Raw genomic sequence first — 19,094 nt, 5'->3', positions numbered from 1 at the left:
AATGAAATATAAAGTTTTGAAAGCAAGTAAGACGTTATGGGCTTTCTTCACAATACTTAGCGGACTCCTTTTAAGTCATGTTAGCTACGCGCAAAGCTCCCCTACTTTTGCGCTAATTCCTTTGACTATGGATGAAGATGTGTCGCTGCCACTTGATGAAAAGATATGGGTTGATGTGAAGGTGTATGCCCCCAACGCTGCTGGCGCTGTCTTATCGCACTGGCGTGGCGTAGCACTCTCTCAACACCAACAGTTGCAAAATAGTGTGCTCTCGATAACGCTTAACGAAACGTTAGAAAGTGCATCTGAACCTACGTCAGACATGCTAGCGAACTATAAAGCGAACACATTTGTTATCGATTTTGAAGAAAAGGCGGTACAAACGGTTGTGGAAGCGTTTTTAAACGAATATAGCAACGAACAAGGTAATGAGAATGGAAATACAAGGGTAGGGGACAATATTGAAACCTTCATTGCCAGCTACATTTCAGAGCCTTCGTATGTTCATAATTTCTCTTTTGCTTCTACTGTAGCTAAATCTAGAAGCGGCGACTGTACCGAGTACTCGGTACTTGCGGCTGCACTTGCGCGGGCACTGGCGATACCTGCGAGAGTGATTGTGGGTACTGTGATTGTAGAGTACGAAAGCGGCGTCGAAGCATATGGACATGCTTGGAATGAAATGTGGCTTGATGGAAGGTGGTATCGAGTTGATGCGGCAATGCATGATGCAAAAGTGCTTAAGAAGTTTTACCTTCCTGCTCACATAATGGATAACGAAGGAATAGGATATTCTGTTGATTTGACCAAAGCTATTCTCAATATGCCCGAGCAGATCACCGTTCGTTCTGAGCGTGAGCAAATAGACGCCGACAATTAAATCTAGGTTCTCTCCACCCACATCATAGATGTCGCTTTGCGTTTTGTGCTGGATACCTTACACTTGCGCCGCAAGTAACAAAAAGGGCAGTGCAAATGAAACTAAGTGACGTGAAAAAGCTTCATCAAAAGAAATTTAGAACACAGTTCGGATTCTATTTGGTGGAAGGAGAGCACTTAGTTTTAGAATTATTCAGTGTTATTAAGCATAACAGCAGTACTTTAGGTGATATCACTCTTTATATAACGGCTGAGTATGGGGCATGGGTGAAAGAAAGGCTTTCTGCCTCTAAAGCTGCGGTGAAGATTGAGACGATATCGTCGCAACAAATGCAGCAACTAAGCGATACTAAGTCACCTCAAGGTATTATTGCTCGCGTTCCACTTCCTAACGCTTCGTTAAGTTCAGACCGGTCACAAACCAACATTTCTGAAAACAACTCTAGTACCGAAAAGTACATCTATCTTCATGAAGTACAAGATCCTGGTAACTTAGGAACGATATTAAGAACATTAGCGTGGTTTGGTAATTTCACACTTTTGCTAAGTCCAAATAGCGTGGATCCGTACAACTCAAAAGTTGTACGTTCAAGTATGGGGGCCATTTTCCACGTAAACATGGAATTGAATGTAGCACTTGAAAGTTTGAGCGAGCGGTTTGAACGATTTGCGTTCTTGGACATGAATGGTGAAAGCATCACCTCAGAAACCTTCGGTGAATTCCAGTGCTATCTTTTTGGCAATGAAGCTCGTGGGGTGCCTGTTGACGCACTATCGCAGCTAAACGCAACAGCATATACCATTGCAGGAAGTGGTAAGATTGACTCGTTAAACTTGGCCAGCGCTGTGAATATCTGCGCTTATGAATTAACCCGTTAAGCACACTCTCCTCAACTCGATAACGATAGGAAACAACCATGGCATTACAATGGTTCCCAGGGCACATGCACAAAGCTCTGAAAGAAATTAAAGAGTCGCTTAATCAAGTAGACATTCTTATTGAGGTGCTTGACGCGCGTATTCCATATTCCAGTGAAAACCCCGAAATTGCAAAAATACGCGGCGATAAGCCCTGTATTAAAATTCTTAATAAGTATGATTTGGCAGACCCAGAAATTACTGCGCGCTGGCAGGAGAGCTTAGAGAAAGAGCGCGGCGTGAAGACGATCACGACCTCTAGCGATAACCCGGGCAACAGCAAGCAAATTATGCAGCTGGTTAAAAGCATTTGTTCGTATAAAGAAGGTCAGCCAAAAGCAATTAAAGCTATGATCACGGGTATACCTAACGTGGGTAAATCGACGCTAATTAATATTTTAGCCGACCGAATCATTGCTAAAACAGGTAACGAACCCGCTGTAACGAAAAGCCAGCAGCGCATAAACTTAGGCAGCGGTATTATTTTGTTTGATACGCCGGGAGTACTGTGGCCCAAGCTTGAAAACCCACATTCCATCTATCGGCTGGCTTCATCAGGTGCTGTTAAAAACACCGCGATGGAATACGATGATGTCGGTTTTTTTGCGGCAGATTACCTTATTAAAGCGTATCCAGAGGTAATGAAGGAGCGCTACAAGCTGGACGAGTTGCCCGACACTGAAATAGAATTTCTGGAAGCGGCCGCCAAAACGCGCGGAGCAATTCAAGCGGGTGGTCGCGTAAATCTTCATAAAATATGCGAGATCCTGCTTAAAGAACTGCAGTCGGGTAAGTTGGGGCGAATAACGCTAGAGACCCCAGAAATGCTGGAAGTCGAAAAAGAAGAAATGGCACTTGAGGCGGCGAAGAAAGCTGAAGCGAAAGCCAAGCGTAAAGCAAAATTCAAAACAGGCTCGTTAACGCCTGATAAGAAAGATAGAAAAGAAAAACGAGAAGAGAAGCGTCAAGAACAAAGCCGTAGAATGAAGAAAAAGAAGCGCTAACCAAAAAATAGACTTAATCGATTAAGGGGGGGTGCAAAAATTCGCCATTACTTGACACTAACATTAGGTTAACAACTTTTGTTGGATATTTTATGCGCGTATTTTTACTCCTTCTATTGGCCTTCTCCTTGCCTTCAATAGCTAATGAGTTGTCGGTTCTCTCCCGAGATAAAAAAGTAAAGTTATCGTTCACAGATGATGGCGAATTGGCGCAATATCGGGTGTCATTTAACGGAGAACCCGTTTTAGGGCTCGGTAAGCTTGGTTTTACTTTTGCAAAAGCCGCCCCTTTATATCGCGACTTTAAAGTAGAAGAGATAAGCAGGAATACGGTGGATCAAACATGGCAGCAGACTTGCCTCGTAATTATGAGAATAATTTACCGGCGTTTCAGTTTATTAAAGACGTCCCTACAGATTGGTCTCATAGTAAAGCGCTTCAAGGGGAAGTGGGCGAATATATTGTAATGGCGCGTAAAGCTAGCAAGCACAAATCCTACTCTGGAAACGATTGGTTTGTTGGTGCGATTACGAATGAAGAAGCCAGAGAGATATCATTACCACTAACCTTTCTAGAGAAAGGTCAACAGTATGAAGCGCAGCTCTATCTGGATGGAAAGAAAGCGCATTGGAAAACAAACCCCTCCGCAATAAACATCGAGAAAAAGGTAGTGACGTCTGCTGATGTTTTGTCATTAAAGCTTGCGCCATCGGGGGGAGGAGCGATACGCTTTAAATTACTATCGCAATAATAGACAGGGTGTGATGTTGGATAAGATTCAGTATTTTGATAAAGCGTTGTTTGAAACGCTTAAACAGTCGGCTGAGGAAAGTCCTCGCCGACGGGCTAATTTGAACGTACATAAATCTTATACCGACATGGTGCAGCGTTTGTTTATTGCAATGATGCCTGATTCCTACGTGCGGCCTCATCGACATGTACAGTCTCATAAGTGGGAGTTCTTCATGGTGGTAGAGGGCGAATTAGACATTCTATTTTTCAGCGACGATGGCGACGTTGAAAACAGAGTAACGCTAACGGCCAGTGGAGAGACCAGCGGAATTGAGATTCCTCCTAACACCTGGCACGCAACGGTGTGCCATAGCCCAGTAGTTTTCATGGAAGTTAAACAGGGCCCTTACGAAGTCACCGATGATAAAGGCTTTGCAAGCTGGTCTCCTGAAGAAGGAAACGATCAGGCCCCCAATTTTCTAGCATCACTCAAGCAAGCGGCGGTGGGTGATAGCGTAGCCTTTTAAAGGCACTTCTTGTCTAATCACGCACTCAAAGCATGCTTTAGGCACTTTCCTTTTTGGAAAGTCATTGCTATTGCTTATCTACATGGTATGGTTAAGGATAAGTGACAGAAGGCCGCTGCTTAATTTTGAAAAGCACCGAAGCCTCAACATTTAGCTTAGTCGCGGCACAGGGTCGTTTGTACAAGCACATTGTGAAAAGAGAATTATCATGCAAAACGTTTCAACTGGTTATTTTTATAATTTTAATTACTGATTGCACCTGACCGTCGGTGTTCAGGGGCAAGTATTGGCTTCTGGGCACTGCAGGTAGAACGTTTTGCAAAAGCCCAGAAGGTATCACCATCTGGGCTTTTTTAATGCCCGAAATTCTCGGTAAAAAACAATGAAAGAAATCACACTAGGTGACATTAGAAAACAGCACAGAGTTAAACAGGAAGTCGTAGCAATGGCGTTATCAGTGACGGCTTCAGGCGTAAGCAAGTTGGAATCAAAGCGTATCCAGGACGTTTCTCTTCAACGTGCAGCTGCTTATCTAGCTGCGGTTGGCGGGAACATGAAAATTGAAGTGACTATGCCAGATGGTGCTACTTTACAAGTAGGGTAGTAGGGCGTGTTAATTTGTTGCTGCATAAATGCACGGCAAGGAACGACAAATCCTAGTTTTAATACCAGTCAATATAGATAATTACCCACTCAGCGAGACTTAAAATGTTCGTAATCGCGGCGTATTACCGCAGGTATAAATATGGCTAATCCAACCACTTCCGGGTTGGACTTGCCATGTTTTTCATTACTTCTTAATACAAGTTCGCACTTCGTATTTTATTGGTAGTAAGCAGCGCTATTTTCTCTAAAGCGGCGTGATGTAGCAAACGTGTGTAGCCATTCGTTAAAGGAAATCCCTCTAGCACTTTGTTCATTATAAAATGGACTGGCCGATGATACTGGAAAGGCATTATCTTCGCAGAAGTCGTTTAGTACCATGTGACAGGTGCCTTCACCAATATAAAATTGATAGTTCCATGTGAACGCTGACAGCGCATGAACTGACGCATTAGCCTGAAGCTGCCAGCCAAGTACGTAGCCTAAATCAGATTCTGTTACACCCCATGTCGTTGGGTCTAAATTACCTTTAGAGACCTGATCAGAGATTTTAGAAAACTGAATTTGAACAATGTCGGTTCCTGTTGAATATTGCGCAAAACGGTTCCAAGGGTACTGATAAGCTAATCGCAGCATCACCTGCTTATTGAGCGTTAGATGGTTAAAATTGCCAATCAGTGATTGAAAATTACGTGGTAGTGTATCTTCTATCCCCCATGGCCCTTGATAGTTTAGTACTGTTTGCGTAAAGCCGCGGGATATAACACCAAGCGACGCATCGGCGAAGAGGGCAACCTTTGTGCGACCAAACAGCGATTGGAAGTAGGGGAAGTTGAACGTTGCACCATAACCGCCCGCACTGCTTCCACTGAGTAGCACTTTGTTGGGTGATAAATCATCGTTGTTCAGTTTTTCTTTAATCCACTGCATAACAACTAGTGCGTTGTCGTGACCACGGTGCTTTAAAGTAACTTCGGCACCAGGTAGACCTGTAACGATACCAAGCTCGTCAACGTATTGCGTGTCTTTTGAGCCTAAGTGTAGGTCGCCAGTACAGTAGGGAATGAAAACTTTTGACCAAGTTTGAAAAGGGTTCTCTTGTGTATCTTCAAATATTCCGCCTGAAATAAATGGCGTATTTTCGATTACGGCTGATGGGTTATAAGCGGCTCGCGACATCGGGTTATCGTCAAATTCGAGCTGCATTGACGCTAAGCAAGTGGCACTGTCCCAGCAGGCGCCGCCACCATTAAAGTAGATAAGTAGGTTATCACTTTCTCCTTGTTCGAAATAAAACGAGAATGGATTGGGTGCTAACCCCTCTGGTCCCGGTAAAGCAGGAAGAGAACATGATGGGTAAACGGTTTTTTCAACGCCGCCAGGTACTGATACCACCACCTCATTTTCAGGAGTGATTTGCTCCCATTGTGCAAAGGCATTATGGGCACAGAAACTCAGTGCCATTACAGCAAAGTAGCGAAAACGTTTAGCGTAAGAATGCATAAACAATTCCTTTTGACATAGATAAACATGGTTTGAATAGTAAGTTTGATTCGGCTGTTATGAGAAAATTGAACTTCCTGAAACTTTCTCAATCGATCTCATTAGCGCGTAACTAAGACAATTCATAGCGAGCGCTATACATTCATGATCGTGAATTGCGCCACGAACTGTGGCTATAGCCTACGCACTAGGTTATAGCATTTATCCACTCTGTCTAGCGTTGATGTAGCGTTTTAAAGCATTGAATAAACATATTTTTACGACTAATCGCTTTAACTAAAATACTTCTGGGTTAAAATATAGCTAAATCGATTACAAGGAGTCTTACATGGCCGTTCACGAAATTACCCACCCGCTTATTGCGCACAAACTAGGGCTTATGCGATACGCTAAAATTAGCAGCAAAGACTTTCGCGAGCTTGCCTCTGAAGTAGGGAACCTTCTGACTTATGAAGCAACGCGAACACTGCCTACGGAAAGAGCGACGATTAAAAGCTGGTCGGGGGATGAGGTAGAAGTAAGACAAATTAAAGGTAAGAAAATAACTGTTGTCCCTATTCTTCGTGCTGGCTTAGGTATGCTTGAAGGCGTATTGGAACTTATTCCAAATGCGAAGATAAGTGTAGTAGGTCTATACCGTGATGAAGATACACTACAGCCAGTTGCCTATTTTGACAAGGTAGTAAAAAACATTGATGAACGTACCGCACTGATTGTTGACCCAATGCTGGCAACAGGCGGTACCTTGATTGCAACAATCGACCTTCTGAAAAAGAAAGGCTGTCGAAGAATAATGGGACTATTCCTTGTTGCTGCGCCTGAAGGCATTAAAGCTGTTGTTGAAGCCCATCCGGATGTTGATATCTTTACCGCCGCAATCGATGATAGATTGAATGAAAAGGGTTATATATTGCCAGGATTAGGCGATGCTGGGGACAAGATCTTCGGAACGCGGTAACAGAAAAAGCGACTTAACATTAAGTCGTGTTGTATTTTTTAAATAAAACTCACATCAAACGTTAATATTTTTAAGTTAAACGTTTAAGAAGGTGTTACAATCGAAGGGTAGTAACAACGAATGTTTATGGCCCTTCGACACGCAATATGGGGTAACAAGCTTCGTTAAATGAGTTAATTATTAATGAACAAAACAAAACTTACCCTTAAAGACGTTGCGGAACAGCTGGGCGTTTCAACTGCAACTATTTCAAATGCATTTAACCGCCCAGACCAATTATCAAAAACAAAACGCGAAGAGATTTTAGCGCAGTGTAAGAAGATTGGTTATAGCGGCCCTAATAAAGCTGCGCAGATTCTAAGAAAAGGCACGTCAAACATTGTAGCTTTGGTGTTGGCCGACAGCATTTCATATATGGTAAGTGATCCCGTCGCCAGTACTTTTATCAAAGGCGTTTCTTCTACCCTCCAAGAGAATGGTAAGCACTTGTTACTTTACGCAGGAGACTCTGACAGCATTCTTGACGTTGTTGATTTTGTTGATGGATTCATTTGTTACGGGCAGCCTCGTAATAGCAATCTGGTAAGTGAGTTAGCGGTATCGCCTAAACCCGTAGTTACGGTTGATTTTGACATTGAAGATAAGCCGTCTATTAATATTGATAATGAGGAAGCAGCGTATCGCGTCGCATCTCATGCACTAAACGAAGGTGATAACGTGGCAATTTTTGGCCTTCGTCTTATAGATTCGCCTTCGACATGTCGTATTTATGATAACCCATTGATAGATGTAGATAGCTCAATTGCCCACCGTAGGCTTGACGGTTATTTGAGGGCTGCAACAGAAAAGAGTATATCAGTCAGCAATGAGCGTATTTGGCACCTTCCAGAAAGTGATCGACACTTCGCGAGGCAGGCGGCTAAAGAGGTATTGACTAGCTCGCCCAGACCTAATGTTGTTTTATGTATGAGTGATATTATAGCGTTGGAGTTATTACACTTGGCATTAGAAATGGGAATAAAGGTGCCAGAAGAACTCAAAATAACAGGTTTTGATGGTATTGAAGAAGCTGAGCGGACCCGACCGCGCCTTACTACCGTTTGCCAATCGAGCAGTGAGAAAGGAGTAGAGGCAACAAAAGCACTACTTAATCAAGTAACAGCAAAGAGTACGCTGCCTTTTGAATTGCAAGTTGGAGATACTGTATAGACTGAGCCTTAGGGCTCAGCCCGCTCTAAATAAGGTTGATTGCTTATCAAAGTTTAACGAACAGCGATTAAAAAATGCGGCAAGTTTCTTTTCTTCGAAAAGATCGCCGCTTTCCTTCAAAGAAGCGGGCTGATTGAGTGCCGGTGGCGGGTAAATACCATATCCAGACAACAAACAATGCCATGACGTAGTGCTGAAATGTTGACCGATACCCTGACGTTTTATTTCCTCGACAATATCCCCTTTTCTGTACCACACATCAAGTAAACTAAGCAGTGACTCGGATAGCTTCATATTAGCTCTGTTGTCTCTCCAATAGTCACTGTCGTTGCGCCCATTTAGCTTGTAATGACACACGATATAGTCTCTGACGCGTTCAAAGCGTTCTGAAACTTCCTGATTAAATATCTGTCTCTGTTGAGCACTTGTCGCGCCAAAGGAATAGTTGTCCGCGAAAAGCTCGATGCTCGTTTGAACTAGGTGTAGTGCCGTAGCTTCTAAAGGTTCAATAAAACCTTGCGACAAACCCAGAGCAAGACAATTTTTCTCCCAGTGCCTTTCACATTGACCTACGCGCATAGACAAGTGCTTTGCTTCAACATTGGTATTTTCCATCCCCAATGCGCGTCGCAATTCACATTCTGCAGCGTCTTTCTCTTGGTACTGCTTGCTATACACATACCCGTTTCCCGTGCGGTTGCGAAGCGGTATCTGCCAACGCCAACCGTTCGACATGGCTACCGATTCAGTTTCAACTGGTAAATTAGCGCATGCAGGAGTAGGCAAAACAACGGCCGAGTCATTAAACAGGTTATCACTAAAGTCCCTAAACGGTACGCCTAGCGTCTTTTGTAAAAGGAGCCCTGAAAACCCCGTGCAATCTATGAACAGGTCTCCTGCAAATTTTTGTCCGTCTTGACAAACGAGATGTGAAATGTCGCCAGATGATGTGGTATGCACCGATTCAATATTACCAATAACGTGAGATACGCCTTTTGATTTAGCGCGCTCACGTAAGAATCGCCCAAGTTTGAGAGAGTCAAAGTGGTAGCCGTATTCTATGTCGAAGGGAAAATTATGTGAGGGGAGAGGAGCAAGCTTTTTCTTTGCTAAATAACCCGCCAGGAGAAACTTATCGGGCTGAGTTTCAACATCAAGCCCCAGTCTTCTGGTTAAGGCGTTAACGTGAAATGCCCGTTCGCTAAAAATATCTAGCTGGCTAATAAAAGGGTGAGAGTAGCTGTGTGAATTATTGCCACTCCATCCCGTGAATTTGATATTGACTTTATACGTGGCTTGGCACTCTTCCATCCAGTCATACTCAGGAATATTAAGGGTCTGAAAGAATCGCTTGAGAGTTGGCGTTGAGCCCTCGCCTACGCCTATTGTGCCAATGTCTTCCGATTCTATGAGTGTAATGGTGACAGCTTGATTAGCCCAGCGATGCGCTAAGAGGTTGGCAGCCATCCAACCTGCTGTGCCGCCCCCAGCAATCACAATGCGGTGTGGTGTTGTCATTAAAGGCTCTGTAATAAACGAAGGATGAAAATAAAACAATGTCAGAGATGCGCATTACTGCCACACTTTACATGGCAGTAATGCAAGGCACGTATCCACTGTCTAAAGATGCGTGCCATTATTTGCGTACGTTCAACAGGGATGAACCCTTTTAATAGAACGAATAGTTAAGGTTTAACATATAAGAAGGACCAAACTCGCGGCGAAGCGTAACAATGCCCGCATCATCAATGGTTTCTTCTTTCTCATCAGTAAGGTTGACGCCTTGTAACGACACTCTTAGCCCTTCTAAATACTCAATTCCACTATCTGCAAAATCGTAGCTGATTTGAGCATCTACTTGGGTAACGGCGTTACGAGTTGCTGGCTCAATTTTGTTTGAACCACCACGCTGATATGTAAGGAACTCAGAACGATCGGTTGCCGCAACCCTAATCTCGAAGCCGTTCATCTCATAGTACGCTGTAACGCTGTACGTATTGTCTGATTGGCCTGGAATGGCTGTGCCATCTTCAAGCTCTGCATCTAGGATTGTTGCAGAAGCGGCAATACCGAATCCATCCAGAGAGTCAGTAAGCATTCTCAAAGGAACATTGGCCGTTAGCTCAACCCCTTTCATTTCACCTTTTAGGCCATCCTCGAAGAACGAATAGAAGCCTTGGTCTGGTGGTGTAACTAAATCGCCCACTTCGTAAGGCGTGTCTTGCGGGCCGTAGTTACCAGCAACGTCTACGATTCTGTCATGGAATCCAGGAATGAAGTAATTAGCACCGTCATTGGTTGCGTCATTCGTGAAATCAATAAGCTGGTTACCGTCGCGGGTCCAATTAACCAAATCTTTATAGAAAAGCGCAATCGAAACATAGCCTTCTTCATCGAAGTAATTTTCAAATGAAATGTCAAAGTTGTTGGCTTCTAACGGACGAAGCGTTGGGTTACCTGTAAATTTAGACCAAGGGGAGCCAAACTCTCTCACCGCTGCCTCAGAATTTTCTGTGGCAATCAGCTCAATATTTTGATCAAACTTAACAAAGCCTGATGCTTTCATTTGATCGATACGCGCTCGACTAATGGTTTTCGATGCCGCCAAACGCAAGTAACGATTCTCATTAAGTTCGACACTTACGTTCAGGCTAGGTAGGAAGTGAGAGTAATCATCGCCATCCGTAATAATACAGTCCGCATCAACCACTTGGTTGCCATCGTCGTCACAAACGGCAAAGTTCGGGCCTACAATACCAATGAAACCCGTTGAGCTTTGGTCCGTTTGTACATATTGTGCACCCACGTTGCCTTTTACATTGAAACCTTGGACTTCAGTCTCAAAGTCTAGCTGGGCGTATAATGTAGTTACTTCTTCATCAATGGTGTAGGTATCGCCTAAACGATCGGGCTCTAGAAGCCCTGCATCATTGAGCGTATATTCGCCATCGTTGTAAGGGGCAAAGCCGTCGTAGGCTACAACGTAACCCATGCCAGCCCAGGTTAAGTCAGCTAAGCCGTTGTACAGATACTGCTCAGGGATCGCTTCAGAAAATGGATAAGATGATGCGGTTGCGAAGAAACCTTTGTTATCTTTTGCTTTGTATCGGTCGCTATAGTTTACGCCGGCCGTAAAAGTGTTAAATATTCCCCAGTCTACATAGCCTATAGCCTCGAAGCGAATTGTGGTCAGTTCTTCTTCAAAATCGGCAAAGTTCAGGAAGCCATCTTGAGCGTTGAAATAGCTGTAGGGTTGGCCATTAGCCTGTAAAGCATCGGTGGTGAACTGATCAGCAATGTTAGCCATACCGCCACCCCAAACTTGAGGGCCAGCCAACTGAAGCAAGTCTGGGTCAGAAAAAGCGTCAAGACCGCTGCTGTCGGTAAAGAAAATACCGTCCGTACTCATTTGGAACTGACGTGAACCCAGCTGCCCCTCACCAAGCGCACCAGACCGAGCTAAACCAGCGTATGATTCACCACGCAAGTCGCGTTTGTTCGATTCACTGTCTGCCACGTCTAGTGTGAGTGACCACTCATCGGTTATGTCGTATTTGATATTTAAACCGAAGGTTTGAAGCTCGCCATCTTTTTGCGCGGGATCTGTACGCAGTACTGGATTCACGTTAACTTGCGTGCCCGAGTTGTTAATGCCTGTACCGCTTACATTTGCCGCAGCGAAGGGTTCGATGAAACCGCGAATCACACCTGAGTCGGAATAATCAATATCTAGCGCATCAAAAACAATGTCTAGTCTATCGGTGGGACGCCATTGAAGAATGGCTGAAATCGTGTCGCGTTCTAGCACGCGGCTAATGGCCTGAGTGTCTAAACCAAATGGAAGCACCTTACCATCGTCATTCTCACCATATCCCCAAACACCGTATTTTCTCTCGTTTCTGGGGGATTCCGTTGATGCAATGGCAAGCGCGAGACCTACCGTGTCATCTGCAAACTTTTCTACGAAGGATAGGGCAAAACGATTGCCGCTATTATCAAACTCGGGGTTATCCGAATCATTGCCACCCAACTCATAAACACCAGTGACGGTAAGCGTTTCTTGAGCTGCGAGCGGGCGTACTGTTTGAAGGTCAACGGTACCGCCAATACCTTGGACAATCAGCGAAGCGTCAGAGGTTTTGTAAATTGTGGCACCAGTCATGATTTCAGCAGGGTATAAGTCGTACTCTACGCCACGGTTATCACCAATGCCGATCAGCTCTCGTCCGTTCAACGAGGTGCCGGTGAAGTCTTCTTTAAAACCACGTACAGAAATACCAGACGTTCTTCCACCCACACGCTCACCTGAAAGACCGGGCAAGCGGGCGAGTGATTCTGCGATTGATGAGTCTGGAAGTTTACCGATGTCTTCCGCGGAAATGGCCTCAACGATAGAATCGTTGTCCATTTTAACCGCTTGTGCCCGCATTAAAGAGCCTCGGATACCGGAAACTTGAATAACTTCTACTTTTTCGTCATCAGGTGTGTCTTGTGCTACAACTGTTCCGCTGTTAAGTGCAGCAGCAATCGAAATAGCAATTAAAGCCGGTTTAAACGTACTGGTGTGTTTCATGGGTGATACCTTGCTGAGTGCGTTAAAAAAAGGTTTATTATTTACATCCTCTTAACAGTAGTATCAGTTTTAAAAAGGCGCAAGTGCTTTTCTTAATTGTTTAAGTAAAATTTTTTAAGAAAAACTCTATAGTTATGATGTAAATTAATTTATTCTCAGCCTTAATGCTTTTTGTTGATGTTGGAATGTGCTGAACGAGCTTGGGTGACACTGATTAGTCGAAAGTGGAGAAGAGAGCGAGAGAAATTTGATTGTCGTGTTTAACTCCTTTTTGGAAGGAAAGCGGGCAATAAATGTTAGAGCCCGCAACATTTAAAATACTCAGTGACCACTGACCTTTTTATGGGTTACTTAATGTTGGGATTCAGTCCCAAACCAGTTCTTTAAAATGCTTTCTACACATTGACTCATAGGTGTCGTTGCCGCCAATTTGAACTTGGTCACCATTTTTTACAGCGTTTCCGTTTTCATCTAAGCGGACGACGAAACTTGCTTTTTTACCGCAATGGCAAACAGTTTTTAGTTCGGATAGCTTATCTGCCCAAGCCAGCAAATAGTGACTGCCTTCAAAGGTTTCACCCAAAAAGTCGGTACGTAAGCCATAAGCAAGTACCGGCACATCGAGTTCATCAACTACATCTACTAGCTGCTTTACTTGTGCTTTCGTTAAGAATTGTGCTTCGTCAATAAATATGCAGTCGGGCTTCAACGCTTCACAGTCTCTGCAAATTGAGGCAAATAGATCATCGCCTTTTGCATATAGCTTGGCATCGGCTTGCAAGCCGATACGAGACGTGACTTTTCCTACGCCGTATCGATCATCAAGCGCTGCAGTATAAATGACGGAATGCATGCCGCGTTCACGGTAGTTATAAGCCGATTGAAGTAATGAGGTAGACTTCCCTGCATTCATTGCAGAGTAATAAAAATAAAGTTGAGCCATGGTGATTAATAGTTTTCGTTATACCAAGAGATAAGGTCGCTGGCATTCATAGGCTTAGCAAAATAAAAACCTTGCAGGTAATCGGTTCCCAGTGAAGCAAGGTGTTGTTTTTGCTCCTCTGTCTCGATCCCTTCTGCAATAGTTTTACAGCCAAACTCTTTTGCCATTAAAAGTGTTGCTCTTATTATGGTATCACTCTCTTCAGAGCTATTCTGTACAAAAGAGCGGTCAATTTTAATAAAATCGCAGGGCATAGATTGTAGGCGGCTTAACGATGAGTAACCAGTGCCAAAATCATCAATAGAGACCTTAATGCCTCGAGCCACGAGTTCATTGACTTTTACGCTCACCACTTCTTTATTGCTCGCGAAAACACTCTCGGTAATCTCTAGATGTAATCGCTCAGATGAAATCTGAGTAGATTTAAGTGTATTGTCTAGCGTTTTTAAAAAACTATCATCAAGAAGTTGAGAAACTGACACGTTAATAGATATTGCAAGGCCTTGTTTAAACTGCCAGTGGGATAGGTCTATGAGTGCGCGATTCAATACCCATGCTCCTATTTCAGGCATGAGCCCGCCGCGCTCGGCTAAGGGAATAAACACAGCAGGTGAAATATGCTCGTCATCTAACTTCCATCTAAGTAAGGCTTCCACAGAAGAGAGAGTATTTGAATTGACGTCGATTATTGGTTGATAAAATACGGTAAACTCGCCATTGTCTATTGCACCGCGAAGTCGCTCGCAAAGTTGCTGCTCTCGCTTTATATCCTTGTGAAGTGCTTCGCTGAAAACGCCTACAGAGCCACGCTGCTGGCGTTTTTGATCGTACATGGTCAAATCCGCCTGCTGAATCAGATCAACAGCCGTTTCGCCATGTTCAGGAAACATAGCGATGCCAATCGTAGCATCAAGGGTGATTTGGTTATCGTTAGCAATTATCGGAATGGTGATACCGCTGCGCATTGCATGGGCCACCGCTTTAGCCGTGTCGATGTTAGCGTAGGGAATAACTGAGACAAATTCATCGCCGCCCCACCTTCCAAGATGGTTTTCCTCTGTGTAGTTACGTAACCTGTTTGCAATTTCGGCTAGTACAATGTCACCGATCTTATGGCCTAAACTATCGTTTACCTGCTTAAACCCATCTAAGTCGATGAATAAGAGTGCCAATGAGTTATCAAGCGCGCGGGTAGTGTCGAGTAAGTTATTCAGGTATTTTAAAAATCCATTTCGATTGAGTAAATTAGTTAACGGGTCTCTATTGGATAGTCGGTAAAGTTCAGCGGTTCGTCGTTCAACTTCGGCTTCAAGATTTGCATTTGACGCATCAAGTTTTTCGTTAGACGCTACAAGCAGTTGATTTACTTTTTCTGTTTCACTACGTTCAACCTTCATTTGTTCCACTAAGCTATTGTTTTTTGCTTTAAGGTGAAGCGTACTTATAAAAAAACTGTTGTAACGAAACGCACTCATAAAGATACCAAACCAAAAAACTAGGCCCAGAATACCTAAAATAAAAAAATCGCCTTGCTCGTCGAATATTGCGCACAATGACATGGGCACTAAAAGCGCTGTTGAATAAAACCCTGCAAGGTTTTTATCTGGTGATAGCACTGTTCCTGCGCCTCCAGCCATGGCTGCAAGTACCACCATAGTTGCCGCAAGCTCAATGGTGGCCATGGTCTGATAAAAAAGGACAGAATAAAGCGCCCAAATCGTTCCAGTAACATAGAGACCAACGGAAAATCGTATTAACGCGGGGCGAGGATTATAGGGCTTTCCGGCTAACTTGACGCGCCAGTAAAGAGAGTCCATCAGGCGGGCTACACAAACGCTAACCATAGCAGCCCACACTTGTAGCTTGTGTGTGAACGTCGATGGGTCAACGTTATCAAAGAAGAAAACGAGCCCCGAAAAGGCGAAAACAGTCATTAAAAAGCCGATAAAGCTGTTGCCTATCAGCATGTCAGTTGTGTCTCTCTCTATTTCAATCTTCGAGATAAAGTCGTTTTGTATACTCAACCTGTTGAAACCTATAAGTAATGCGTATGGTGCACATAATGCGGGTCAGAGAATGTAGATACCCCTTCAGTACAATTATTAACTATCTTCTATTTGGGCCTAATGATATTTAGCCTACAAACTTGGCTCCTTTATGGAACACTAGCGTGCCTTTTTTACAGCGTTAAAAATTTAACTTTAGAAACAATGGGTTATAATTTCTCTTTTTTTTAAACTGCATGTGGACAGCCTAAAAAATGTACATCAAAGACCAAAAGGTCTCAACACCACAGTAGTTAACCATAGCAATATAGTATGCCTTTCGTCATATAGCTTTAAATAAAACTAAAGTTCATACGATAAACGTTGCCGGTAAATTAATAGCTAATTTTGCACTTTATAAATTATATTTCACTACGATTAAATTAACTTAATCGATATTTTTTACTCAGCCAAATCATCGAAAAAAGTCCTTGGCTCTTCATTCCCTTAAAATTGTTAACATCTGGAGTATTCGCACTAAAGTCTATAAAAAATTATTTCACAGGATGTTTACAATGTTGTTTTTTTGTTATAGATTCTTAATCGATTAAGCTTGTTGTGTTGTCATCCACCCTAGTAGTCTAGGGAAATAGGTTACTTAGGATTTAACAACTCCAACACATTGCCGGAGAAAAACATGAAAAAACATCACACACTCAACGCACTGACTCTTGCCGTTTGCACTGCGCTTTCTGGAGCGGCTGTCGCTCAAGAAGCTGCGACATCGGACGCTGACAAAAAGTCGAAAGAAAAGTTTGAACAAATCGTTGTGACTGCTGCACCTGGTGGCGCAACTATGCAAGAAGCAAGTGTTTCTGTAAGCGCGTTTGACGAGGAAGACATTGTTAAACTTGCACCACGTTCTACCGCTGAGGTTTTCCGTGCGCTGCCTGGTATTCGTGCTGAATCATCTGGTGGTGGCGGTAATGCAAACATAACTATTCGCGGTATTCCACTTGCTACAGGTGGCTCAAAGTTCCTGCAACTACATGAAGATGGCCTACCTGTGTTGGAATACGGTGACATCAACTTCGGTAATGCAGACAACTTCTTACGCTACGACTGGTCTGTAGCTAATGTAGAAGCTGTACGTGGTGGTTCAGCGTCAACGTTTGCAAGTAACTCGCCTGGCGGCGTAATCAACATGATTAGCAACACTGGTGAAGTAGCTGGTGGTGCTATCGGTACATCGTTCGGTGTTGACTATGAAGAGTTTCGTTTAGATTTCCGCTACGGTGGCGAAATCACTGATGACCTATATTACCATATTGCAGGTTTCGCTCGTGGCGGTGAAGGTCCTCGTGAAACTGGTTACAATGGTGACCAAGGCGGTCAGGTTAAATTTAATATCACGAAGATGCTAGACAACGGTCACATTCGCTTCTTCTACAAGAACTTAGATGACAAAGTGTCGACGTACCTACCTTCACCAGTACTAGTTAAAGGTGATGGCGAATATGGCCCAGTTCCAGGCTACGATGCAAGCTCGCAAGCATTGAATTCAGCGTACAATACGAATATTTCTACTTTCGACAGCTTCGGCAATCCGGAAAACCGTGACGTTCGCGACGGCATCGAGTCAAAAGTAAACTCATTTGGTGTAGAAGTAGACTTGGAAGTGGCTGAGAACTTGTTCTTATTAAACAAATTCCGTATTTCAGACATTTCTGGTGGCTTCATCGCACCGTTCACTGATGGTTTCCCTGCAGGCCCAGGTGATGTTTCAAACTTTGCTTCAGCACTTTGCGCTGGTGCAACCGACGGTGATGGCAATGCGCTAAATTGTGACAGCACAAGCGTAGTATTAGCCAACGGCCCTGGCGCAGGTGAAGTGTATACGGGTCAAGCATTTACAAATCTTCAGTTTGACACGCGAATTAACGACCTTGGCAACATGATCAACGATTTCAGCTTGCGTAAAGAGTTTGATAACGGTATCGACCTAACAGTAGGTTACTACTACTCAAATCAAGACATCGCTACAAGCTGGTCAAGCTGGCAGACGTTTATTCAAACACTTGATGGTGACAACTCTCAGTTGCTTACTATTACAGATGCAGACGGTGTTGAGCTAGTGTCTGATGGTCTTCTATCAGCAAGCTTCCTTTCTTGGGAATGGGACCTTAACTACGTGACCAAAGCACCTTATATGAACGTTGGCTTTGAGTTATCGGACAACATTTTAATTGATGCGTCGGTACGTCACGATACCACAGAAGCTTCTGGCGAGCTTATTAGCTCTTGCTGTGGTGGTAATGCTGACTTCGACCTAAACGGTAACGGTGTAATTGAGCAAATTGAAGATGCTTCTGCAACTAATAGCGGCTTTATCCGCGGTGGTGTAATCAACCTAAACCGTGCTGGTGCGGCGTCTCAAATCGTAGATTACAGTGCAAACAACACGTCTTACTCAATTGGTGGCTCATACCTACTGAGCGATAGCCAAACGTTCTTCGCTCGTTACTCTAAAGGTGGCCGTGCCATTGCTGACCGCCTACTTCAAATTGGCGGTACGTTGAACGCGGATGGTAGCCTAACAAGCACAACTTCAGGTTACGACACTACCAAGCAGTTCGAAATTGGTTATAAGTACGGTACTAAAGACCTAATGGTTAACGCTACTTTGTTTGATACTGTTACTGAAGATACGCAAGCAGAAGTAACAAGTGGTCTAACTTTCATGCGTGAATACGAAGCAACTGGTCTTGAGCTAGAAGGTCGTTGGAATGCAACTGACAACTTTGTGATGTCAGGTAACTTAACATGGACTGACGCTGAGATTAGTGACGACGTTAATAACCCTGCATTGGTTGGTAACACGCCTCGCCGTCAAGCGGATTGGATTTGGACAATTACGCCTGAGTACGTAACTGACACTTGGTCTGTTGGCGCTTCACTACAAGGCTCTACTGAGTACTTCGTGCAAGACAATAATGACCTGAAGCAAGATGGCTACACGCTTGTAAACTTATTTGCTACCTACTGGGTTAACGATCAGTTCTCAGTGTCACTTAACATGAACAATGCAACTGATGAGTTCATAATTACTGAGTCAGAAGAAGGTTCTGCGGCAGTGGGTAGTTATGTTCGAGCGCGTCCTCTTAACGGTCGTACAACAGTGCTTTCTCTAAAGTATATGTTTGACTAATAACACGTGTTTTAACGGGAAAGCACGTTAGCGTATACACAATAGTGAAACG

The 19,094-nt window shown here is 43.8% G+C and carries 13 protein-coding genes and 2 pseudogenes; 10 read left to right on the top strand and 5 right to left on the bottom strand.

Annotated elements, in window-relative coordinates; all coding sequences use genetic code 11:
- Nucleotide 1: 1 nt before the first annotated feature.
- The 7 genes and pseudogenes from RJ41_RS06265 (at nucleotide 2) to RJ41_RS06240 (ending at nucleotide 4,664) form a co-directional block, all read left to right on the top strand.
- Nucleotides 2–880, top strand: coding sequence for a transglutaminase-like domain-containing protein (locus tag RJ41_RS06265; RefSeq protein ID WP_084081792.1), 879 nt, complete (start codon nucleotides 2–4; stop codon nucleotides 878–880).
- 95 nt (nucleotides 881–975) lie between these two features.
- On the top strand, nucleotides 976–1,758 hold the full coding sequence (locus RJ41_RS06260) for a TrmH family RNA methyltransferase (RefSeq protein WP_039218352.1): 783 nt from the start codon (nucleotides 976–978) through the stop codon (nucleotides 1,756–1,758).
- 38 nt (nucleotides 1,759–1,796) lie between these two features.
- On the top strand, nucleotides 1,797–2,801 hold the full coding sequence (gene ylqF, locus RJ41_RS06255) for a ribosome biogenesis GTPase YlqF (RefSeq protein WP_039218349.1): 1,005 nt from the start codon (nucleotides 1,797–1,799) through the stop codon (nucleotides 2,799–2,801).
- A gap of 92 nt (nucleotides 2,802–2,893) precedes the next feature.
- Nucleotides 2,894–3,103, top strand: a pseudogene (locus RJ41_RS19580) (glycoside hydrolase family 97 protein); the annotation flags it as partial.
- Between the two features lie 26 nt (nucleotides 3,104–3,129).
- Nucleotides 3,130–3,552, top strand: a pseudogene (locus tag RJ41_RS06250) (glycoside hydrolase family 97 C-terminal domain-containing protein); the annotation flags it as partial.
- A 13-nt stretch (nucleotides 3,553–3,565) separates the two neighbouring features.
- On the top strand, nucleotides 3,566–4,060 hold the full coding sequence (locus tag RJ41_RS06245; RefSeq protein WP_039218343.1) for a WbuC family cupin fold metalloprotein: 495 nt from the start codon (nucleotides 3,566–3,568) through the stop codon (nucleotides 4,058–4,060).
- 382 nt (nucleotides 4,061–4,442) lie between these two features.
- The gene (locus RJ41_RS06240; protein ID WP_014950268.1) at nucleotides 4,443–4,664 is read left to right on the top strand and encodes a helix-turn-helix domain-containing protein; all 222 of its coding nucleotides are present in this window, start codon (nucleotides 4,443–4,445) and stop codon (nucleotides 4,662–4,664) included.
- A 218-nt stretch (nucleotides 4,665–4,882) separates the two neighbouring features.
- On the opposite strand, the gene RJ41_RS06235 is transcribed toward RJ41_RS06240, so the two are convergent.
- Entirely contained in the window at nucleotides 4,883–6,166 is a 1,284-nt protein-coding gene (locus RJ41_RS06235; RefSeq protein ID WP_039218336.1) for a pectin acetylesterase-family hydrolase, read from the bottom strand.
- 328 nt (nucleotides 6,167–6,494) lie between these two features.
- On the opposite strand from RJ41_RS06235, the gene upp reads away from it, so the two are divergent.
- A complete protein-coding gene (gene upp, locus RJ41_RS06230) occupies nucleotides 6,495–7,124 on the top strand; it encodes a uracil phosphoribosyltransferase (RefSeq protein ID WP_014950265.1) in 630 nt (209 codons plus the stop codon).
- Between the two features lie 183 nt (nucleotides 7,125–7,307).
- Nucleotides 7,308–8,333 carry a LacI family DNA-binding transcriptional regulator gene (locus RJ41_RS06225; RefSeq protein ID WP_039218333.1) on the top strand — a complete coding sequence of 342 codons (1,026 nt, stop codon included), beginning with the start codon at nucleotides 7,308–7,310 and terminating at the stop codon, nucleotides 8,331–8,333.
- Between the two features lie 15 nt (nucleotides 8,334–8,348).
- Here the strand turns inward: RJ41_RS06225 and RJ41_RS06220 are convergent, their stop codons facing one another.
- From RJ41_RS06220 to RJ41_RS06205, 4 genes are all read right to left on the bottom strand, one after another.
- The gene (locus RJ41_RS06220) at nucleotides 8,349–9,851 is read right to left on the bottom strand and encodes a tryptophan halogenase family protein (protein ID WP_039218331.1); all 1,503 of its coding nucleotides are present in this window, start codon (nucleotides 9,849–9,851) and stop codon (nucleotides 8,349–8,351) included.
- A 151-nt stretch (nucleotides 9,852–10,002) separates the two neighbouring features.
- Nucleotides 10,003–12,906 (bottom strand): TonB-dependent receptor, encoded by a 2,904-nt coding sequence (locus RJ41_RS06215; protein ID WP_039218329.1) that lies wholly within the window; start codon nucleotides 12,904–12,906, stop codon nucleotides 10,003–10,005.
- Nucleotides 12,907–13,270: 364 nt separating this feature from the next.
- Nucleotides 13,271–13,849 (bottom strand): thymidine kinase, encoded by a 579-nt coding sequence (locus RJ41_RS06210; RefSeq protein WP_039218326.1) that lies wholly within the window; start codon nucleotides 13,847–13,849, stop codon nucleotides 13,271–13,273.
- A 5-nt stretch (nucleotides 13,850–13,854) separates the two neighbouring features.
- Nucleotides 13,855–15,873, bottom strand: a complete 2,019-nt coding sequence (locus RJ41_RS06205; protein ID WP_039218324.1) for a putative bifunctional diguanylate cyclase/phosphodiesterase — start codon at nucleotides 15,871–15,873, stop codon at nucleotides 13,855–13,857.
- Between the two features lie 658 nt (nucleotides 15,874–16,531).
- Between RJ41_RS06205 and RJ41_RS06200 the strand changes: the two genes are divergently transcribed.
- Complete coding sequence (locus tag RJ41_RS06200) at nucleotides 16,532–19,042, top strand: TonB-dependent receptor (RefSeq protein ID WP_039218321.1); 2,511 nt, start codon at nucleotides 16,532–16,534, stop codon at nucleotides 19,040–19,042.
- The last annotated feature ends 52 nt before the right edge of the window (nucleotides 19,043–19,094 follow it).

It is taken from the genome of Alteromonas marina (assembly GCF_000808575.1).
GTDB classification, from domain to species: domain Bacteria; phylum Pseudomonadota; class Gammaproteobacteria; order Enterobacterales; family Alteromonadaceae; genus Alteromonas; species Alteromonas marina_A.
Note: the sequence above shows the minus strand (reverse complement) of the source record. Positions and strands in the feature narration are given on the sequence as shown.